We start from the raw sequence: 17,791 nt of genomic DNA on the forward strand, positions 1-17,791 counted from the left end.
TGAGCAGCGGGACAGTGGTCGCCTCCATACTGCGGCCGATGGGCGGGTTGAGGTGGTTTCCGAGGGGTATACGGATGTTTATGGGTCGTCCGGACCGTCGTGAACCGGAATGCGCGGCCGGTGTGACCGGATACGGAGGCTACCCGTGACTCAACTAGCAATCCGGGAGGCGGTAAAGGCCAGGCAGGACGAGATTCAGCGGCGGGGGCGCGGGCTCGGCTGGATGAGCCTCGGTCTGGGCATGGCACAGCTGGCGGCACCGGACGCGGTGCGCCGGATCAGCGGAGTGGACGACTCCCCGACGTCACGGATGGTGGTGCCGCTGGTCGGCGCGCGGGAGCTGGCACACGCGGCCGGGCTGTTGACGAGCCGGCGGAAGAGCATCTGGGCGTGGACCCGGGTCCTGGGCGACGCGATGGACCTGGCCTCTCTCGGGGTGGCCATCGCCCACCGTGCCGGGCGCCGCCGGCGTCGTCTCGTCGGTGTCACTGGCGCCGTCGTCGGGATCACGGTGGTAGACCTGCTGACCGCCGTGCAGGCCACCCGGGCGAAAAGGATCGGGACGGTACGAGGCTTACGCGAAGGAGGATCCATGGAACTGACGGCCACGACAACCATCCGCAAACCCCCACCCAAGGTCTACGAGTTCTGGCGCGACCTGGGCAACCTCCCGACGTTCATGACTCACCTTGAGGAGGTCCGCACCACCGGTGATCGCACGAGCCACTGGTCCGCCAGCCCTGTGTTCGGAAAGAATGTCGAGTGGGACGCGGAGATCGTCGACGAGGCACCCGGCGAGAAGATCGCGTGGCGGTCGACCGGGAACGCGGATGTGCCGAACACCGGTACCGTCCGGTTCGGGCCCGCCCCGGACGGTGTGAGCACCGAGGTGCACGTCGTTCTGTCGTACGACATCCCGGGCGGCGCGCTCGGCAAGGCGGTGGCCAGGTACTTCGGCGAGGAACCGCACCAGCAGCTCGACGACGACCTGCGCCGGCTCAAGCAGGTGATGGAGACCGGCCAGGTGGTCCGGTCCGACGGCGCCCCGTGGGGCAAGCGGGCCCGCAAGGAGTTCCCGCAGCGTCCGGCGCAACCGCTGTCGGATGCCGAGCTTGCCAAGGGGGCGGACGCGTGAGGGCGAACACCTGGGCCGGCCGCAACAAGGTCAAGGTCCGCGACGTGCCGGACCCGAAGATCCTGAACGAGCGCGACGCCATCGTACGGATCACTTCCACGGCGATCTGCGGCTCGGACCTGCACCTGCTCGATGGGTACGTGCCCACGATGCAGGACGGCGACGTCATGGGTCACGAGTTCATGGGCGAGGTGATCGAGGTCGGCCGGGGTGTCGATCCGGGTCGGCTGCGCGTGGGGGACCGGGTCGTCGTGCCGTTCCCCATCGCGTGCGGGGCGTGCGGCGCCTGCGCCGCCGAGCTGTTCTCCTGTTGCGAGAATTCCAACCCCAACGCCGGTCTCGGGGAGAAGATGTTCGGTCACCCGGTCGCCGGGATGTTCGGCTATTCCCGTCTGACCGGCGGCTTCGCGGGCGGTCAGGCACAGTATGCGCGGGTGCCGTTCGCCGATGTCGGTCCGTTGAAGATCGAGTCCGATCTGACCGACGAGCAGGTGCTGTTCCTCTCCGACATCCTGCCCACCGGCTACATGGGTGCGGACTTGTGTGACATCCAGTCCACCGACGTGGTGGCGGTGTGGGGCGCCGGCCCGGTCGGCCAGTTCGCGATGGACAGCGCCCGGGTGCTCGGCGCCGCGAAGGTCATCGCCATCGACAAGGAGCCCTACCGGCTACAGATGGCCGAGCGGGCGGGCTACACGCCGGTGAACTTCGAGGAGGTGGACGTGCGGTCCCGGCTGCTGGAACTGACCGGTGGGCGAGGACCGGACAAGTGCATCGACGCGGTCGGCATGGAGGCCAGCCACGGCAGCGCGCACGTGCACGCCTACGACCGGGTCAAGCAGGCAGTCCGCTCGGAGACCGAGCGCCCGCACGCGCTGCGGCAGGCAATCCTGTCGTGCCGCAGCGGCGGCATCGTGTCGGTGATCGGCGTGTACGGCGGCTTCCTCGACAAGTTCCCGGTCGGGGCGTGGATGAACCGGGCGCTGACCCTGCGTACCGGTCAATGCCACGTGCAGCGCTACATGAAGCCGCTGCTGCAGCGCATCGAGCGTGGGGAGATCGACCCGACCCGGGTCATCACCCACACCCTGCCGCTTGACCAGGCAGAACGTGGCTTCGAGATCTTCAAGAACAAGCAGGACCACTGCGAGAAGGTCGTCCTCAAACCCTGACCACCACCCGCAGGGTGACGGTTGGTAGAAGGGGGTCAGGGGTTCAAATCCCCTCAGCTCCACCAGAAACACATCTGACCAGCGGAAATGCTGCTTCGCAAGATCTGCGGGACCAGTTCTGGCCGGATCGGCGCGGTTATCGCGGCTGCGCGGCCACAGCGGAGACGAGCGGGTCAGGGCCGCCCTCGACCCGGCTGAAGCTCAGCGTCAGCAGATCACTTGACCGGCCGGGGCGGGCGTGGCGTACGCGGCCTGCGGTTGCGGCGCCAGCGGGCCGCCGCCCGCGCCGCGCGGAACCGTCGACCCGGCCCCGACCTCTGCCAGAAGTAGACGGTGACCCCGACGACCCCGGTCCCGCCGAACAGGACGAGTCCCACCCGTAGGCCGGTGTTGTCGGCCGGCTCCGGGCTGCACATGCCGTCGGCGTAGTAGACGGTGATCGGCGCGCCGACCAACGGTAGCCGGCGGTCGGGAAAGAGGATCCGCTCGATGCCGCAGAGGAGCTGACCGTCCGGTGCCCCCCGTACCGCGATCACCGCCTCGGTGCCGTTCCCGGTCCGGGTCGGCGTGTGACTGACCACCGTGCCGTCCAGCGGCACCCCGACCGGGGTCGGCGGCGGACCGATCGTCAGGCCGGCGATCAGCAGCAGCGGCGCCGCGCTGAGACAGAACGCGATCACACCGCTCCGGAACGACGGCAGGGTGTTATTGATGGCGCACGCTGCCGGTCCGGGACATGCGGACAGGGTAGGTGGGAGCCGCAAGATCGGAGCACGCCCGGCTGCCCGTTCCAGGGGCATCTCGGGTCCGACCGGCCATAACATGATGCCGTGGAGTGGGTCACCGTACGCTTCGCGGGCGGCCCCGCCGACGGCACCGCCCGCGAACTGCCGGCCGCACCTGGTGGCCGTCCACCGCAGCGGTGGGTGCTGAGCAGCCAGCACGAGCCGCCCGACCTGCCCGGCGCGGACCACCTCTACGAACTGCGGCCGGAACAGGGCGCCGACGGCTGCTGGACGATGGCCTTCGTCCGCTCCGACCCGGTCGGCATGACCGAATAGTCCGTCGGCACGACCGAATAGTCTCCAGCCCCGAAACTTCCCGGCCGGCGGATACAACCGTCGACGGGTCCGCGAGCATCCCAGTGCCGGAATCGTCTTCGGGAGGGTCGACCGGATGCAGCCGGACTGGGAGCAGGAGTACGTCGAGTTCGTCACCGCCGCGATGCCGAAGATGCGGCGGCTGGCGTACCTGCTCTGTGGCGACGCGCACCGGGGCGACGATCTCGTCCAGCAGACCTTCACCACGCTCTACGTACGCTGGCCCCGGGTGCGTACGGTCCACCACCTCGACGGGTACGTGCGGACCGTCCTGATCCGGTTCTTCCAGGGCGAGAAGCGGCGGCTCTGGTCGAGGCGGGTACGGCTCACCGACTCGCCGCCCGAGCCGCTGCCACGCGGTGGGCCGGACGTCGAGGAGCGGACGGTGCTGCGGGCCGCGCTCGACCGGCTGCCCCGCCGGCAGCGCGCCGTGCTGGTGCTGCGTTTCCTCTGCGACATGTCCGTCACCGAGGTGGCCGAGGCGCTGTCCTGCGCTCCCGGGACGGTGAAGAGCCAGAGTTTCCACGGGTTGGCCACGCTCCGCCGGCTGCTCGACGAGCCGTCGGTGGCCGCGCTCGCCACCCCGTCCACCGCTGCCGCCCCGTCCATCGCGGCTGGCCTTCCGGATGCGAAAGGTAGGAGCTGAGATGCAGGAGATCGACGAGGACGGCGCCCGGAAGCTGCTGCGCCCGCTCGACGGCGATCCGGACCAGCCGTCGGCGGTGCGGGTCGAGACCCTGCTCCGGGCCGGCCGCCGTCGGGTCCGCCGTCGCCGGATGCTCGCCGGGGGCGGTCTGACCGCAGCCACCGCCGTCGTCCTGGTGGCGGTCCCGGTCGCGCTCGCGGCGGTACGCGACGCCGGCCCCGGCCAGGTCGCCCAGCCTGGCTACCCGACACCGGACGACCGGTACGCCACCGGCCTGACCCCGCCGCCGGTCCCGACCCGGTGCACGCCGTACCGCCTGCCGCTGCCGCCCGGCGCCACCGAGAGCCAGGTGCTCGACGGCGACCCGTCCGGCCGCTACCTGGTAGGCATCGCCCGCGACGGTCGGACGGCGCGTACCTGGACGCTGCGCTGGGACCGTGGCGTTCTGTCGGTGCTCGAACCGCCGACCACCGACCCGGCGCAACTGCTGGTCAACTCGCAGGGAGTCGTCGCCGGCGACGGCATCGCGGTGCGCGACGGCACGGCGGTACGCGTCTCCTGGGTCTACCGGTACGGCCGCTACGTCGACCTGACCGACTCGGCCGGGAGCTATCTCGGCGACGTGCTGGACCTCAACGAACACGGTGACGTACTCGGCGGTGTCCGCACCCTCGCCCTACAGGGAAAGCCGGCCGGTACGAAGGGCGGCCCTCCGGAGCCGCCGGGTGGCCAGGGCGGAACGCCGGGGGACGGGGCCGGAGCGTCGACCCCGGCGCCGGGCGGTGGACGCTCCGACGACCACACCCTCGTCCCGGGGCGCCAGCCGGTGGTCTGGGCGGCGGACGCGGAGCGGAGCCCGACCAGGCTGGCCGGGGACGGCAGCGGAGAGCCGTACGTCACCGGGCTCGACGACGACGGGACGATGGTCGGGGGCACCGTGCAGTTCGGGGCCGACCGGGCGGCCCGGATGACGGTGTGGCCGCCGGACGGGAAGCGGCGGACCCTCGCACCTCCGCGTGGGCACGGTGTCAACCCCGGCCACCTGTCGATCCGGCATGGCTGGGTGCTCGGCTGGTCGTATCCGCCGGCCGGCGGCGAGGAGAAGGTCGTACCGACGCGGTGGAACCTGCGTACCGGCGAGGTGGCGCCGCTGACCGGGCTGGCCTGGGTGTCGGCGATCAACCGGTACGGCTGGGTGGCCGGGTTCGTCCGGGACGCGTCCGGGGTCGAGACTCCGGCGGTGCTGGCCGGGGAGCGGACGATCGTGCTCCCGATGCCGGCCGGGGCGGTACCCGGAAAGGAGGGACCGGCGGCGGTGAGCGTCAGCGACGACGGCCGGGTGGTCGGCGGCGTCGTCTCGGTCGCCCCGGACGACGCCGCCACCGCCGCCGTCCGCTGGACCTGCGAATAGACCCGACGGGTACGGCGGGAGCCCCGCTCCGGGCCCCCGCCGTACCACCGATCGGACCAGGTCAGACGACCTTGATGCTGCTCTGCGCCTCCAGCGGGCAGGGCTGGTTCGGGTCGAAGGTGATCTGGATGGCGCTGGCCACCATGAACCCGCCGACGGTCTGCGCGGCGATCTCGGCCGGGGTGCCCGGCGGTACCAGGTTGACGTCCTGGGCGAAGACGAAGACCCGCCAGATCCCGTACGGCGTCTGCTTGGCCTTCTCCAGCTCCGGCAGCGCGTTCCGCAGCGGCAGCCCGGCGGTGTACTCGCCGTCGCCCGGGCGCGCGTCGAAGCCGACCCCGTCGTCGGTCAGCGGCACCAGGAAGTAGAGCCCCTGCGGCGCCCGGAACAGGGCGAACGCGTACAGCTCCGGTCCCTTGTAGAGGATGCCGCCGGGCCGGGTGAAGGTGGACCGGACCCAGAGCAGATCCGGCGAGGTGACGGTGTCCGGGGTGACGACCTTGACCTCTTCGGTGACGTGCACGTTGGTCTGCCGCTCCGACACCCCGTGCTGGTACGTCGCCCCGGTGGTGATCCGCTGGTACGACCATTCCACGTCGGTCCGGTACGCCCGCCCCGCGTGCGGCTCGTCGAGCAGCTTCCACCGCGCGTCGACCCGCTCGGCGGTGGTCAGCTCGCCGGGTGCCGGCGGGGTCGCCTCCTGCCCGCGCCAGTGCGGGTCGGCGTCGTCGGCGAGCCCGACCACCAGGGCACCGGAGGCGATCACTCCGGCCACCCCGGCGACCGTGACTCCGCCCTTGAGCCCGTCGCCCGGGGCCGGCTTGCAGCACTCGACGCCGAGCCCCGGATCGGTCTCCTCGAACTTGCCCTTGACGCCGACGTTGAAGGTGCCGCCGCCGATCGCCGCCGCGATGATCCCGACCAGGCTGGCGATGGCGAAGACGATCCAACCGAGGATCTTCCACCAGGGGTCGTCGAACGGCAGCTCGCCGTGCGTACCCGGGTACGCCGGGTTCGGCACCCAGACCATCGTGGCGCCGGTCGGCACGTACGGCCCGGTCCACGGTGGCCGTTCCTTGTCGTCGCCGGGCTTGTCACCCGGCCACCAGCCGCCCTTCGCCGGCGGGATCACGGTCGGCTTGGAGAGTTCGAGCCGGCCCTCCGGGATGGTCACCGAGTAGGTGTCGGTGTTCTGGTCGTAGCGGGTCTGCGAGACGAAGATCTGCCGGATCGACCGGGCCGAGCTGTACCCGTCGGCTCGGGCCACGAAGCTGACCAGCGGCTTGCCGGGCGAGGCGAGCTGGAAGTCGGCCGCCCAGGAGACCAGTACCGACGCCCCGGCCGGAATCCTGCCGAAGGTGTACGTCTGCCCGGTCACCACGATCCCCGGGTCGCCGACGCTCTCCAGATAGAGGGTGACGTTGGTCAGGTCGCCGCCGGAGGTGTTGGTGTAGTGGCAGGCGATCCGGAGCTTGTAGAGCGCGTTGTCGAAGATGCCGTCCGGCAGCATGGTGCTGGTCAGCGGCTCGATGGCGAACGGTCGGGTCTGCACCAGCATCGGCGTCGCGCTCACTTCTCCTCCTCCTTCCCGGCGACCACGGCGAGGGAGATGCCGCCGAGCAGCCGATCGCCGTCGCGTTCCAGTACCTCCACGAGCTGGTACTCCCCGGTGCCCAGCCCGGCGCCGCCGCGTACCGTCAGGTGCACCGGCACGCTGCGCCCGGCCGGTACCTCGACGACCAGCTCGGGGTCGCCGATCCCGTCGCCCGGGTCGGTGATCGGCTTGAGTGAGAAGCCGACCTCGACCACCGGCTTGCCGACCGGTCGCCGCTCGGCGAGGCCGAGCGTGTGCAGGGCCTCCTTGGACAGCTCGCCGCCGATCTCGGCGCTGATCCGGATCTGCTTCGGCGCCCGCTTCGCCGCGTTGACCGTCAGCGTCAGCTTGAAGTCGGACTTCCGGGCGCTGGCCAGCGTCAGGTTGCGCTGGGCCACGTTCGGGTAGCCGACCGGGTCGACGGCGTCGGGCAGGGCGGGGTCGCCGGGCAGGCTGGCGACGGCGACGAGGCACTCGTGCCCGTCGTTCACCGTGACCACGTTCCACGGCACCAGGCAGAGCACGTCCTGGGTGTCGCCCGCGTCGACGTCCGCGAACGCCGTGCCGATGAGGTTGAGGGTGCTGTAGAGCATCTGCACCGACGGGTTGCCCCAGTAGAACTTCACCTGGACGCCTACCGCGTCCTCCCGGCCGGTGTTCTGCACCCGGGCCCAGACGTAGGCGACGTCACCGGCGGCCGGGGTACCGGGTGCGCCGTTCGGGTCGGTGCCGGGCACCGCCCAGATGTCGGGGCTCAGCCACCAGTGCGGTGAGCCGTCCCGGATCAGCAGGTCCGCCCCGGTGGAGCGGAGCCGGGTTCCGGCGCCGGAGCTGGCCGACGCCGAGCCGACTCCGCCGCTGACCTGGCCGACGTCGGACGCCGGTGCGGCCTGGGCCGGAGCCGCGCCGGCCTGCCCGGGTACGCCGAGCGAGCCGAGCGCCACTGCGGCGGTGGTACCGCCGGAAATGCGGATGATGTCCCGCCGGGAAACCGGCAGGTTCTTCAGATGGTCGGTCATGTGGTCATTTCCCCCCTGATAGACCAGTACGCGTGGCGAGTGGTTGACCGGTTGCGCCAATTGGTCCCGCCGCCCTGCTGCGAACAGGGCGGCGGCCATGACAAGAGTGGTCCGGAGATTGCACGTCTCGGGCGCCCGGCCGGGGGTCAGCCGGTGTCATCGTCCCATGTGGCCAGGGGATGGATGCCGATCTGTCGGCCTAGTGACTCCGGTCGGCCGGGGCGCCGGACGAATTGTCCGACCCAATTCCGTCGATCAGGTCGGGAAGAGTGGAAAACGTCGCCGGTCGCATTTTCCGCCACCGGTACGGGATTAGGCGCCGGCCCCGCCCGGCGGGTATCGGGCGGGGCCGTGCGGGTACCGCTCGGGTTCTGCGGGGATTGGTCAGGAATGCGGGTACGGTCAGGAATGCGGGTACCGGTCAGGACTTGCGGGCGGCGGCGCGCAGTGCGGTTTCGACGATGCCGGCGTACCCGACGTGTCCGGCCCGGTTCGGGTGGTACGACTCGCCGATCGGGTTCGACGTGCCGTTGAGCCACTCGACGTCGTCGCAGACGGCGTGCCCGGTGAACGGCCCGCGCGCGTCGACGAAGGCGAACCCGTGCGCGGCGGCCCGGGCCGCGATGGTGGTGGCCAGCAGGTCCGCCGCGGCGTTGAGTTCGGCCTGCTCACCGGGGGAGATCCGGGCGATGATGTTGCACTCCTCGCCGTTGAACAGGCGCGGATAGCCGACCACCGCGACCCGGGCGTTCGGGGCGAGGCTGCGGATCCGGGAGTAGAGCTGGTCCAGCCGACCCGGCAGGGTGTTCCGGATGGTGTTCTCGGCGGTGTCGATCTGGGACCAGCAGGTGGTGGGCCAGGGCAGCGCGCACTGCACGATCACCGACGACCAGCCGATGTCGTTGCCGCCGGCCTGGACCGTGACGTAGGTGGTGGCGGAGTTGAGGCTGCCGAGTTGGTTGCTCAGCACGTTCGAGATGGTGGCTCCGGCGCAGGCCGGGAAGTTGAGCGTGGCACCGAGCCGGGCCGCGTCGAGCACCGGGTACGAGTGCCGGGAGCGCTGGCAGGAGCCGCTGTCCGAGTAGTACTCGCGGGTGCCGGTGCCGGAGGCGTACGAGTCGCCGAGCGCGGTGTAGGTGCCCGCGTCGGCGTGTGCGGGCGCGGCGGCCAGCCCGACGGTGAGGGCGGTGACGAGCGGGACGGTGAGGGCGGCGAGCACAGGAACCAAGCGGCGGGTCAGCGACAAGGTTGGCCTCCTGACATAGGCAAAGGTAGATGCCAGGTTGGCAGATTCCTGCGTCGCGCGGAAGTAGCTGTGTAGGTTTCTTTCTCTGCGTTCACCCCTGGTTCGCGTACCGCCGGGTTTCGCTCGGTCGGCCCGTCCGGCCCGACCGGTGCGACGGTGCCGGACCGCTGTGCGGTGTCGGCCGGGTCAGCGGGCGGCGACGGCGTGGAAGCCGCCCGCCCTGGTACCGACGTAGATCCGGCCCTTCCAGACCGCCGGAGTCGACTCGATGCAGCCGCCGAGCTTGATCTTCCACAGTGGCTTCGGCGCGGCGGTGGTGTCGGCGACGTCGTACGCGTGCAGCACGCCGTTGCAGTCCCCGATCACCAGTACGTCGTCGACCACCACCGGCGACTGCCAGGTCGGGCCGGGCAGCTCGAACCGCCACCGTACGGTCCCGTCCGCCCGGTCGACCCCGAGCACCTCGCCGCCCTGGGTGTCGAAGATGGCGATGTCCTTGTGCAACGCCGGGCTGCCCCAGATGCCGGCCGGCTTGCGGGCGTGGTCGTCCACGTGCCACACGCTCGGGTTGTCCCTGCGCTTCGGGTCGAGCTTCATCATCTGCCCGACCTGCTTCGATCGGGCCGTCCCGCGCTCGTACTCCGACCCGACGTAGAGTGCGCCGGTCTCGTCGACCGCGATCGAGGCGTCGGTGTCGTCACCGGTCCAGAACCGGAACACCCGCTTGGGCTTGCGTCCCTGCTTCAGGCCGCTGATGTCCCAGCCCTGCACCAGCCCGCCGGAGTTGGCGAAGTAGACGACGTTGCCGACGACCGCCACCGAGTTCTCGATGGAGACCATCCGGTCGTCGACGTCGCGGAGCAGTTGCGCGTCCCAGCCGGGGGCGTTGAACACCAGTTTCGGCTTGACCGTCACCTTGCCGTCGGCGGCGTACTTCCGGTTGAGCTTGACGATGTGGAACTGGCTGTTCTCGCCGCCGAGGAAAAGGTAGTCGTCGAGGATCAGGCCGGCGCCGTCGAAGTCGTCGTTCCACAGCGTCGGCGACACCGCCCGGGCGGACAGCTTCCACAGCTCGGTCGGCCTGCCCCGGTCGATCGCGATCACCCGGTAGAAGTTGTCCCGCGATCCGGAGTAGACCAGCGGGAACCCGTCCGGGTCGATGGTCACCGAGCCCTTGATGATGTCGCCGGTCGGGAAGTCCGGCAGGATCCGCTCGCCGCTCTCCGCGTCCAGGAAGTGGATCTTGTGGTCGTACGCCCCGAAGACCACCCAGGTCCGCCCGTCCCGCTCGAACACGGCCGGCTGGCCGGTCCAACCGGTACCGCACCAGACCCGGGTGCCCTTCTCGTCGGTCGACTTGCCGCACAGGCCACCGCTGCGCGGAAACTGCCACTTCCGGGCCGGAGTCTTCCGGGGCATCGGCCCGGTGCCGTAGTACGTCCGGGTCGGATTGCCCCGGAAGGTCAGCAGCCCCTGGACCTTGCTCCCGTACGGCTTGCCGACCAGGGCCGGATCGGACCAGCCGGTGAACGCGGCGGGCTTGGCGTCACCCGAGGCGGCCGGGGTCGGGCTGGCGCTGCCCGACCAGCTCGGCGTGACCTCGCCGGGCGGGTCGCCGCCACCGGACTCGCAGGCGGTGAGGCCGAGCACGGCCACCAGGCCGACCACGGCAAGCCGGGTCGGTGCCGAGGCACTTCCTGAACGCAGTCGTCCGGTCACCGCAACAGTGTGCCCACCACGGGCAACCCCGTCAGCACCGCCATTCGGTCATTTCAATGTCGGATCGTTCCGGCATCCCAGTCTGATGATCGGTGGAGCCGGCATCCCGTGAACGGCGGAGCCCGGCCGACCCCTCACCGCTGCCCGGGCACCAGGTCCTGCCCGGTACGGTGCAACTTCTGCCAGCGCAGCCGCCCGCCGCTCAACGCGGTCACCACGGACTGGATCAGCACCAGGTACATCAACTGTCGATAGCCGAACTGTTGCAGCGGCAACGCCCAGAGCGGCCGTAACCGCTCCCGGTCCAGCCGGAACGCGACGACACCGGTCACCGCCTGCAACCCGAGCATGCCCAGCCAGGCCAGCACCGTACCCGCCTGGTCGGCGAAGAGCAGGCCGTACACCGCCATGATGTCGATGACCGGGGCGAGCAGCGGCAGGGCGATCCCGAACAGGGCCAGGAACGGCAGTCCGCGTCGACCGAACCGGCCGGACGCCCCGTGGTCGGCCAGCGCCCGCCGGTGCTTCCACATCGCCTGCATGGTGCCGTAGCTCCACCGGTAGCGCTGTTTCCACAACTGTCCCAGCGTCGCGGGCGCCTCGGTCCAGGCCCGCGCCCGCTCCTCGTAGACCACCTTCCAGCCGGCCCGGACGATCGCCATGGTGATGTCGGTGTCCTCGGCGAGCGTGTCGTCGGTCATCCCGCCCGCGCCGACCACCGCCTGCCGGCGGAACGCGCCGATCGCCCCCGGCACGGTCGGCATGCACCGCAGCGTTTCGTAGAGCCGGCGGTCCAGGTTGAAGCCGATGACGTACTCGATGTGCTGCCACCGCGCGACCAGGCTGCCCCGGTTGCCCACCTTGACGTTGCCGGCCACCGCGCCGACCCCGGGGTCGCCGAACGGTTGCACCAGCAGCCGGATCGAGTCCGGTTCGAAGACGGTGTCCCCGTCCACCATCACGATCAGTTGGTGACTGGCGAACGCGATCCCGGCGTTCAGGGCGCTCGACTTGCCGCCGTTCGGCTTCCGGACCACCCGTACGTTGGGCAGCCGGAGTTCTTCGACCAGGTCCGCCGTGCCGTCGGTGGAGCCGTCGTCGACCACGATCACCTCGATCGTCGGATGGTCTCCGGTGGCCAGTGAACGGACCGCCGGGACGATGCCGGCCCGCTCGTTGTACGCCGGCACGATCACCGACACCGGCTCGGTCACCGGTGGCCCCCACGCCCAGTCGGGCGAGCGCCGCCGCCGGGCGTGCCGGCCGGCGAGGACGAACAGCAGCACGGTACGCACCACCGCCAGCACTCCGACCACGACGAAGGCCACCCAGAGCAGGCTCAGGGTTCCGTCCGCGATCCGTACCGTCCAGACCAGGAAACCACCCCGCCAGCGGTCACCGGCGGAGAGCGGCTGACTCGTCGTCAACGCCGTACCCGCGCCCGCCCGGGGATCCGCCCCGCCCGGGGTGCCGGCGCCGCCCAGGGTGAGCGCCAAGCCCTCGCTGACGGTGGTGAACCGGTAGCCCCGGGCCTGCATCGCGGGGATGAACCGGCGGAGTGCGGCGACGGTCTGCGAGCGCTCACCGCCCGCGTCGTGCAGTAGTACGACCGCCCCGTCGTCCCCGGTCGGTGTCATGTTCGCCACGATCTTGTCGACCCCCGGCCGGGCCCAGTCCTGGCTGTCGGTGTCGTTGACCACGGTCAGGTAGCCCAGCCGACCGGCCTCCTGGATCAGCGGCCAGTCGTGGTCGTCGATCGCCTCCGGCTTCGACGAGTACGGGAACCGGAGCAGCGACGTGTGCACCCCGGTCGCGTAGGCGATCGCCAGTTGGGTCTGCGCGTACTGGAGGCGCCGGCTCTGCCCCGAGATGGTTCCCAGGTCGGGATGGGTGAAGGTGTGCACGCCCAACTCGTGCCCCTCGGCGACGAGCTGCCGGGTGAGCGACTGGTGGCGGGCGACCGCCGAACCGACCACGAAGAACGTCGCCGGTACGTCGTACTCGCGCAACGCGGCGACGACCTCGGGAGTCCAGCGTGGATCCGGTCCGTCGTCGAAGGTCAACGCGATCGTCTTCGGCGGAAGCCGGTACGACCCGGTGCGTTCCGGGCTGGCGTAGATGATCGGCCCGCCGCTGACGATCTCCGCCGGCACGATCGCCTGCGGCGCGTCCGTCGCCTCGTGGTCCGGCACGAACTCGGCGTTCACGAACGCCTCGAAGAGCAGGATGCCGGCAAAGGCGGCGGCCAGCAGCAGGCCCGCCGTCCAGCGCGGTCGGGGGACGACCCGCCGGTTGCGGGCGGGGCGGTGGTTGCGCGGCCGGTTCGACTCGGGCCCTGTCCCGCCGGTCACCGCAGGGGTCATCGGAGGTCGGCGAGGCCGGCGACGGCCGAATCCCCGTCCGGCGGGTCCGGTGCCGGCGGGGTGGGATCGACGGTCGGTTCGGTGCTGGGCTCGACCGGGGGCGGGGTGACCAGGACCGGCGGAGCCGTGGTGGTCGGCGGCGGCCCGACCGGTTTTCCGGGTCGGGTGGCGGAAGGTTTGGCCGTCGCGGTCGGCCTGTCGTCCGGGCTTGGGCCGCTGTTCCGGTCCGGGGAAACCGGCCGGCCGGTGCTGGACGGCGAGATGGTACCGGCCGTCGGGGTGCCGGTCGCGGTCGGTGGCGTCGGCGTGCTGGCCGGGGCCGGGGGCCGGCCGTCCGCCTGTTCCGGCAGGGGGATCAGGACCTGCGGAAACGTCGACCCGCCGGCAACACTCACGCCGACCAGCAGCGCATACCCGAACCCGAGCGCGCCGATCGCGTACGTCAGGTTGCGCAACCGTCGCCGGCGGCGGCCGGTGGCGTCCACGAACACCGGAGCAAGTCCGGCGTCGGCCTCGACCGGTCGGAGCAGGACGGTGTCGTCGTTGCCGCCGTTGTCGCGATACCTGAATGGCGTGTCGTCGGACGCCCCGTCGTCGTTTGCCACGTCCCGGGTCGGAGCTGGCTCGGCTGCCACGCCCCCGGTCGGAGTCGGCTCGTCTGCCACGTTGCCGGTCCGAGTGGGCTCGTCTGCCACGTCGCCGGTCGGAGTCGGCTCGTCGTGCCCCACTGGGCTGGTGGTCGGCTCGGGCGGGGAGGTGTCGGAGCCGGGGCGGCGAGGCGGGTGGCTGGGCGGGTCGTGCTCGATGATCACCGGATGATCGTATTGATCAAAGAATGCCCTGCGTACGGGTGATCGCCCGGCCGTGACCGGGCGATCGGCTCGGACCGGTGGCCGGTTGGCCACGGCCGGTCGGACGCTCGCCCGGCCGAGCCGGCGGTAGCGGTGACGCCTACCATGCCGACGTTTCCGGGGCGGACGACGGCGAACGGGCACCGAGCGGGGACGGTGCAAGGCACCTGTCGTCGGCGGGGTCGAACCTGTCTGACCGGCCGGCTGATGCCCGTCCGAGTACTCCGCCCCATACGCCCGTTGTGCTCGGCGGTGCGTCGGTCGGAAATCTGACTTAACACCACCCGTTGTGCCGCTGATCCCGGGTGGTTAAGCTCCTTGGTGCGCGCCCCAATCGCCCGCTTCCCCCGTGGCAGGCGATCGGGGCGCGCACCTTTTGTGCGGCGTCTTCGTCCGGCACCCTGCCCGGGGCCGTCGCCTCTCACCAGCGCGCCCCGCCGCTGCCGCCCCGGTTCCGCATCGCCCCGTTCCGCCTCGCATCGGCCGTTGCGGCCAACCTACGTCGCGGCCAACCCACGTCGCGGCCGAGCCACGCCTGGCCGAGTCACATTGCGGCCGAGTCACACATAGCCGAGCCACGTCGCGGCCGAGCCATGCCTCGGCCAACGCCGGCGCCGACCGTCCACGATGGAGCTGATCCGTATCGGGAGCGGAATCCGGTGACCAGTTCGGCGAGTTCGGGCGCGGGCAACCCACCCGACCCCGGCAGCCGGGCTACCTGGTCACCGGCGGCCCACCGGAAATTTGCCGAGCTGTGAAGGTACGGAGCCCCACCGGACCGAGCGGCTACGGACCCGTGCGTCCGCCCCGGCCGGTACGTCCGCCGGACCGTCGTGCTCGGCCGGCTGTCACGGAGGAGCACGAAGGGGTCAGATCCAGCGGTTGCCGAGCCACATCCGGGTCGACCACTCCGCGTACGGCAGGACCTGCCCGACGAAGATCGGATAGAAGTACGCGAAACAGATCGCGACCAGCAGCACGTACGTGCCGGCGATGACGGCGCCGATCAGGCGGCGGTCGCTGTTCCGCCCGGCCCGGTCACCGTCGATGGTCGATCCGTCCAGTGGATCCGTCCCGGCCGAGGCGCCGACCGGGGCCGGTGCCCGCGCCGGACCGATGATCACGCCGAGCACGTACGTCACGGCCAGGATCAGGAACGGCACCACCGGCGCGACGTAGAAGAAGAACATCGTCCGGCCGTCCAGCGCGAAGTAGAACCACGGCAGCAGGCCGGCGCCCACCGGCAGCAGGATCGCCAGGGCCCGCCAGTCCCGCCGGGCCACGCCGAGCCAGGCGAGCGCGGCCAGCGCCGGCAGGAACGACCACCACAGCAGCGGGGTGCCGAGCAGCAGGATCTCCGAGGCGCAGCTCGCCGCTCCGCAGGCGCCCTGGTCGGACCAGTGGAACGCGACCGGCCGGCCGAGCAGCAGCCACTGCCACGGCCAGGACTGGTACACGTGCTTGTCGTCGAGGCCGGAATGGAACTTGAGCGCCTCTTCGTGGTAGTGCCAGAGGTTGAGCAGGCTGCCGATGACCGGCGGGCTGGACTGGCCGGTGTCGGCCCGCCAGTTCCGGAAGTAGCCGTTGTCGCTGGCGAACCAGCCCGACCAGGTGGCGAGGTAGACGACCGCGATCAGCAACCCGGCGCCGAGCAGCCAGAGCCCCTCGTCGAGGAAGGTGTCCCGCCACGGCCGGCGTACCCCGACGGAGCGGCGGGTGCCGACCTCCCAGAGCACCACCAGCAGGGCGAAAACCGGTACGAAGTACAGCGCGCTCCACTTCACCCCGAACGCGCAGCCGAGCAGTACGGCGGCGAGCAGTCGCCACCACGGCACCCCGTCGGACCACCGGAACGGCGGCCGGTTCCGCCGGCCCGGCTGACTCGGGTCGAGGCCGGACTCGACCGCCCGCAGCCAGCGCTTCCGCCGGACGTCCCGGTCGATCACCAGGGCGCCGAACGCGGCCAGCACGAAGAACATCAGGAAGATGTCGAGCAGTGCGGTGCGGGACAGCACCAGGTGGAAACCGTCCAGCGCCATCAGCAGCCCGGCGGTGCAGCCGAGCACGGTCGACTCGAACAGCCGGCGGGCGATCCGGATCAGCAGCAGTACGGAGAGCGTGCCGATGATCGCGGCGGAGAACCGCCAGCCCAGTTCGTTGTAGCCCCAGATCTGCTCGCCGATCGCGATCATCCATTTGCCGAGCGGCGGATGCACCACGTACGCGGCGCTGTTGTTCTTGTCGTCCCACTCGATGCCGCGCAGCAGCAGGTTGTGCGCATCGGTGGCGTAGTAGATCTCGTCGAAGATCTTGCCCTTGGGACTGCTCAGCCCGACCAGCCGGAGGATGCCGGCGATCAGCACCACGACGGCGGTGGCCAGCCACGACCACGGTTCGAGCCGGGCGTCGAACGGCGCCAGCCGACGTCTGATGATCGCCGGTACGCCCCCGCCGGGGCGCTCGCGGCGCTCGGTGGTGGCTGTCCCGCCCGGGGTGGCCGAAACCACCTCGACCACCGGGCCTGCCGGCGGCCCGGCGGTGCCCGGGCTCTCGGTCTGCGCTGTCGACGCCAGAGTCACCTCGTGATCGTAGGCTGCCAGTGGGCGAAACGGGGCACGACGCTCGCTATGTGCGATGACGGGTATCGATGAAGGAGTCAGTTGGTGGAAAATTCGCCCGGTAACGGCCGGCTGATCCTGCTCGGGGCGCCGCTCGGAAACCCCGGTGATGCCTCGGCGCGGCTGCGGGACGCCCTCGGCCGGGCCGACGTGGTGGCCGCCGAGGACACCCGCCGGCTCACCCGGCTGGCCCGGGACCTGGACGTCACCATCACCGGCAAGATCGTCTCGTACTTCGAGGGCAACGAGGACCGCCGTACCCCCGACCTCGTCGACGCCGTCCTCGACGGCGCGCTGGTCGCACTCGTCACCGACGCCGGGATGCCGAGCGTCTCCGATCCCGGCTACCGGCTGGTCCGGGCCGCGCTGGAGGCCGGAGCGCCGGTCACCGTGGCCCCCGGCCCGAGCGCGGTCACCACCGCGCTGGCCCTCTCCGGCCTGCCGACCGACCGGTTCTGCTTCGAGGGCTTCCTGCCGCGCACCGGCGGCCCGCGCCGGGCCCGGCTGCGGGCGCTCGCCGCCGAGGAGCGCACCCTGGTCTTCTTCGAGGCGCCGCACCGGGTCGCCGCCGCGCTCACCGACCTGGCCGCCGCGTTCGGCGCCGAGCGCCCGGCGGCACTCTGCCGCGAACTGACCAAGACCTACGAGGAGGTGCTGCGCCGCCCGCTCGGCGAGCTGGCGACCTGGGCCGCCGAGGGCGAGCCGCGCGGCGAGATCACCCTGGTGGTGGCGGGCGCCCCGGCGGTCGCCGCGCCGGCACCGGCCGTTGCCGACCTGCGGGCCGCGGTGGCCGACCTGGAAGCCGGGGGTACGTCCCGACGCGACGCCATCGCCGCCGTCGCCGTCGAGTACGGCCTGCGCCGCCGGGACGTCTACGCCGCCGTGCACCCGCCGACGGCCGGCTGACGGCTCTCTCC

The 17,791-nt window shown here is 71.3% G+C and carries 14 protein-coding genes; 6 read left to right on the plus strand and 8 right to left on the minus strand.

Translation table 11 applies throughout. The features are described from left to right. Positions 1-145 precede the first annotated feature (145 nt). A complete protein-coding gene (locus Pen02_RS41515) occupies positions 146-1,135 on the plus strand; it encodes an SRPBCC family protein (RefSeq protein WP_239139906.1) in 990 nt (329 codons plus the stop codon). After that, positions 1,132-2,307, plus strand: a complete 1,176-nt coding sequence (locus Pen02_RS02635) for a zinc-dependent alcohol dehydrogenase (protein ID WP_203864229.1) — start codon at positions 1,132-1,134, stop codon at positions 2,305-2,307. The genes Pen02_RS41515 and Pen02_RS02635 overlap by 4 nt, the downstream gene beginning before the upstream one ends. Before the next feature lie 215 nt (positions 2,308-2,522). Here the strand turns inward: Pen02_RS02635 and Pen02_RS02640 are convergent, their stop codons facing one another. After that, positions 2,523-2,987: a hypothetical protein gene (locus Pen02_RS02640; protein WP_203864230.1), complete on the minus strand. Its 465-nt coding sequence runs from the start codon at positions 2,985-2,987 to the stop codon at positions 2,523-2,525. Positions 2,988-3,137: 150 nt separating this feature from the next. On the opposite strand from Pen02_RS02640, the gene Pen02_RS02645 reads away from it, so the two are divergent. From Pen02_RS02645 to Pen02_RS02655, 3 genes are all read left to right on the plus strand, one after another. Then, on the plus strand, positions 3,138-3,368 hold the full coding sequence (locus Pen02_RS02645) for a DUF8847 domain-containing protein (protein ID WP_203864231.1): 231 nt from the start codon (positions 3,138-3,140) through the stop codon (positions 3,366-3,368). Between the two features lie 115 nt (positions 3,369-3,483). Next, a complete protein-coding gene (locus Pen02_RS02650) occupies positions 3,484-4,053 on the plus strand; it encodes a SigE family RNA polymerase sigma factor (RefSeq protein ID WP_203864232.1) in 570 nt (189 codons plus the stop codon). Between the two features lies 1 nt (position 4,054). Next, positions 4,055-5,464, plus strand: coding sequence for a hypothetical protein (locus Pen02_RS02655; RefSeq protein ID WP_203864233.1), 1,410 nt, complete (start codon positions 4,055-4,057; stop codon positions 5,462-5,464). A gap of 61 nt (positions 5,465-5,525) precedes the next feature. Here Pen02_RS02655 and Pen02_RS02660 read toward each other — a convergent pair whose 3' ends face one another. From Pen02_RS02660 to Pen02_RS02690, 7 genes are all read right to left on the minus strand, one after another. Beyond that, positions 5,526-7,037: a hypothetical protein gene (locus tag Pen02_RS02660; protein WP_203864234.1), complete on the minus strand. Its 1,512-nt coding sequence runs from the start codon at positions 7,035-7,037 to the stop codon at positions 5,526-5,528. After that, positions 7,034-8,077 carry a hypothetical protein gene (locus tag Pen02_RS02665; RefSeq protein ID WP_203864235.1) on the minus strand — a complete coding sequence of 348 codons (1,044 nt, stop codon included), beginning with the start codon at positions 8,075-8,077 and terminating at the stop codon, positions 7,034-7,036. Before Pen02_RS02665 ends, Pen02_RS02660 begins: the two co-directional genes overlap by 4 nt. 421 nt (positions 8,078-8,498) lie before the next feature. Further along, a complete protein-coding gene (locus tag Pen02_RS02670; protein ID WP_239139908.1) occupies positions 8,499-9,323 on the minus strand; it encodes an SGNH/GDSL hydrolase family protein in 825 nt (274 codons plus the stop codon). Between the two features lie 186 nt (positions 9,324-9,509). Next, complete coding sequence (locus Pen02_RS02675) at positions 9,510-11,042, minus strand: outer membrane protein assembly factor BamB family protein (RefSeq protein ID WP_203864236.1); 1,533 nt, start codon at positions 11,040-11,042, stop codon at positions 9,510-9,512. Between the two features lie 134 nt (positions 11,043-11,176). Then, positions 11,177-13,393 carry a bifunctional polysaccharide deacetylase/glycosyltransferase family 2 protein gene (locus Pen02_RS02680; protein ID WP_239139910.1) on the minus strand — a complete coding sequence of 739 codons (2,217 nt, stop codon included), beginning with the start codon at positions 13,391-13,393 and terminating at the stop codon, positions 11,177-11,179. An 8-nt stretch (positions 13,394-13,401) separates the two neighbouring features. Next, on the minus strand, positions 13,402-14,217 hold the full coding sequence (locus Pen02_RS02685) for a hypothetical protein (RefSeq protein WP_203864238.1): 816 nt from the start codon (positions 14,215-14,217) through the stop codon (positions 13,402-13,404). 908 nt (positions 14,218-15,125) lie between these two features. Further along, positions 15,126-16,772 (minus strand): dolichyl-phosphate-mannose--protein mannosyltransferase, encoded by a 1,647-nt coding sequence (locus tag Pen02_RS02690; RefSeq protein ID WP_372445554.1) that lies wholly within the window; start codon positions 16,770-16,772, stop codon positions 15,126-15,128. Between the two features lie 147 nt (positions 16,773-16,919). Here Pen02_RS02690 and rsmI point away from each other — a divergent pair, with 147 nt between their 5' ends. Beyond that, on the plus strand, positions 16,920-17,780 hold the full coding sequence (rsmI, locus tag Pen02_RS02695; protein WP_203864347.1) for a 16S rRNA (cytidine(1402)-2'-O)-methyltransferase: 861 nt from the start codon (positions 16,920-16,922) through the stop codon (positions 17,778-17,780). Positions 17,781-17,791: the final 11 nt, after the last annotated feature.

Source organism: Plantactinospora endophytica (genome assembly GCF_016862915.1).
Lineage (GTDB): Bacteria > Actinomycetota > Actinomycetes > Mycobacteriales > Micromonosporaceae > Plantactinospora > Plantactinospora endophytica.

What these genes read in the sequence shown, in the direction of transcription:
- Pen02_RS02650 (WP_203864232.1), top strand. Translation starts at nt 3,484, where the DNA reads ATGCAGCCGGACTGGGAGCAGGAGTACGTCGAGTTCGTCACCGCCGCG.
- Pen02_RS02655 (WP_203864233.1), top strand. Translation starts at nt 4,055, where the DNA reads ATGCAGGAGATCGACGAGGACGGCGCCCGGAAGCTGCTGCGCCCGCTC.
- Pen02_RS02665 (WP_203864235.1), bottom strand. Translation starts at nt 8,077, where the DNA reads ATGACCGACCATCTGAAGAACCTGCCGGTTTCCCGGCGGGACATCATC.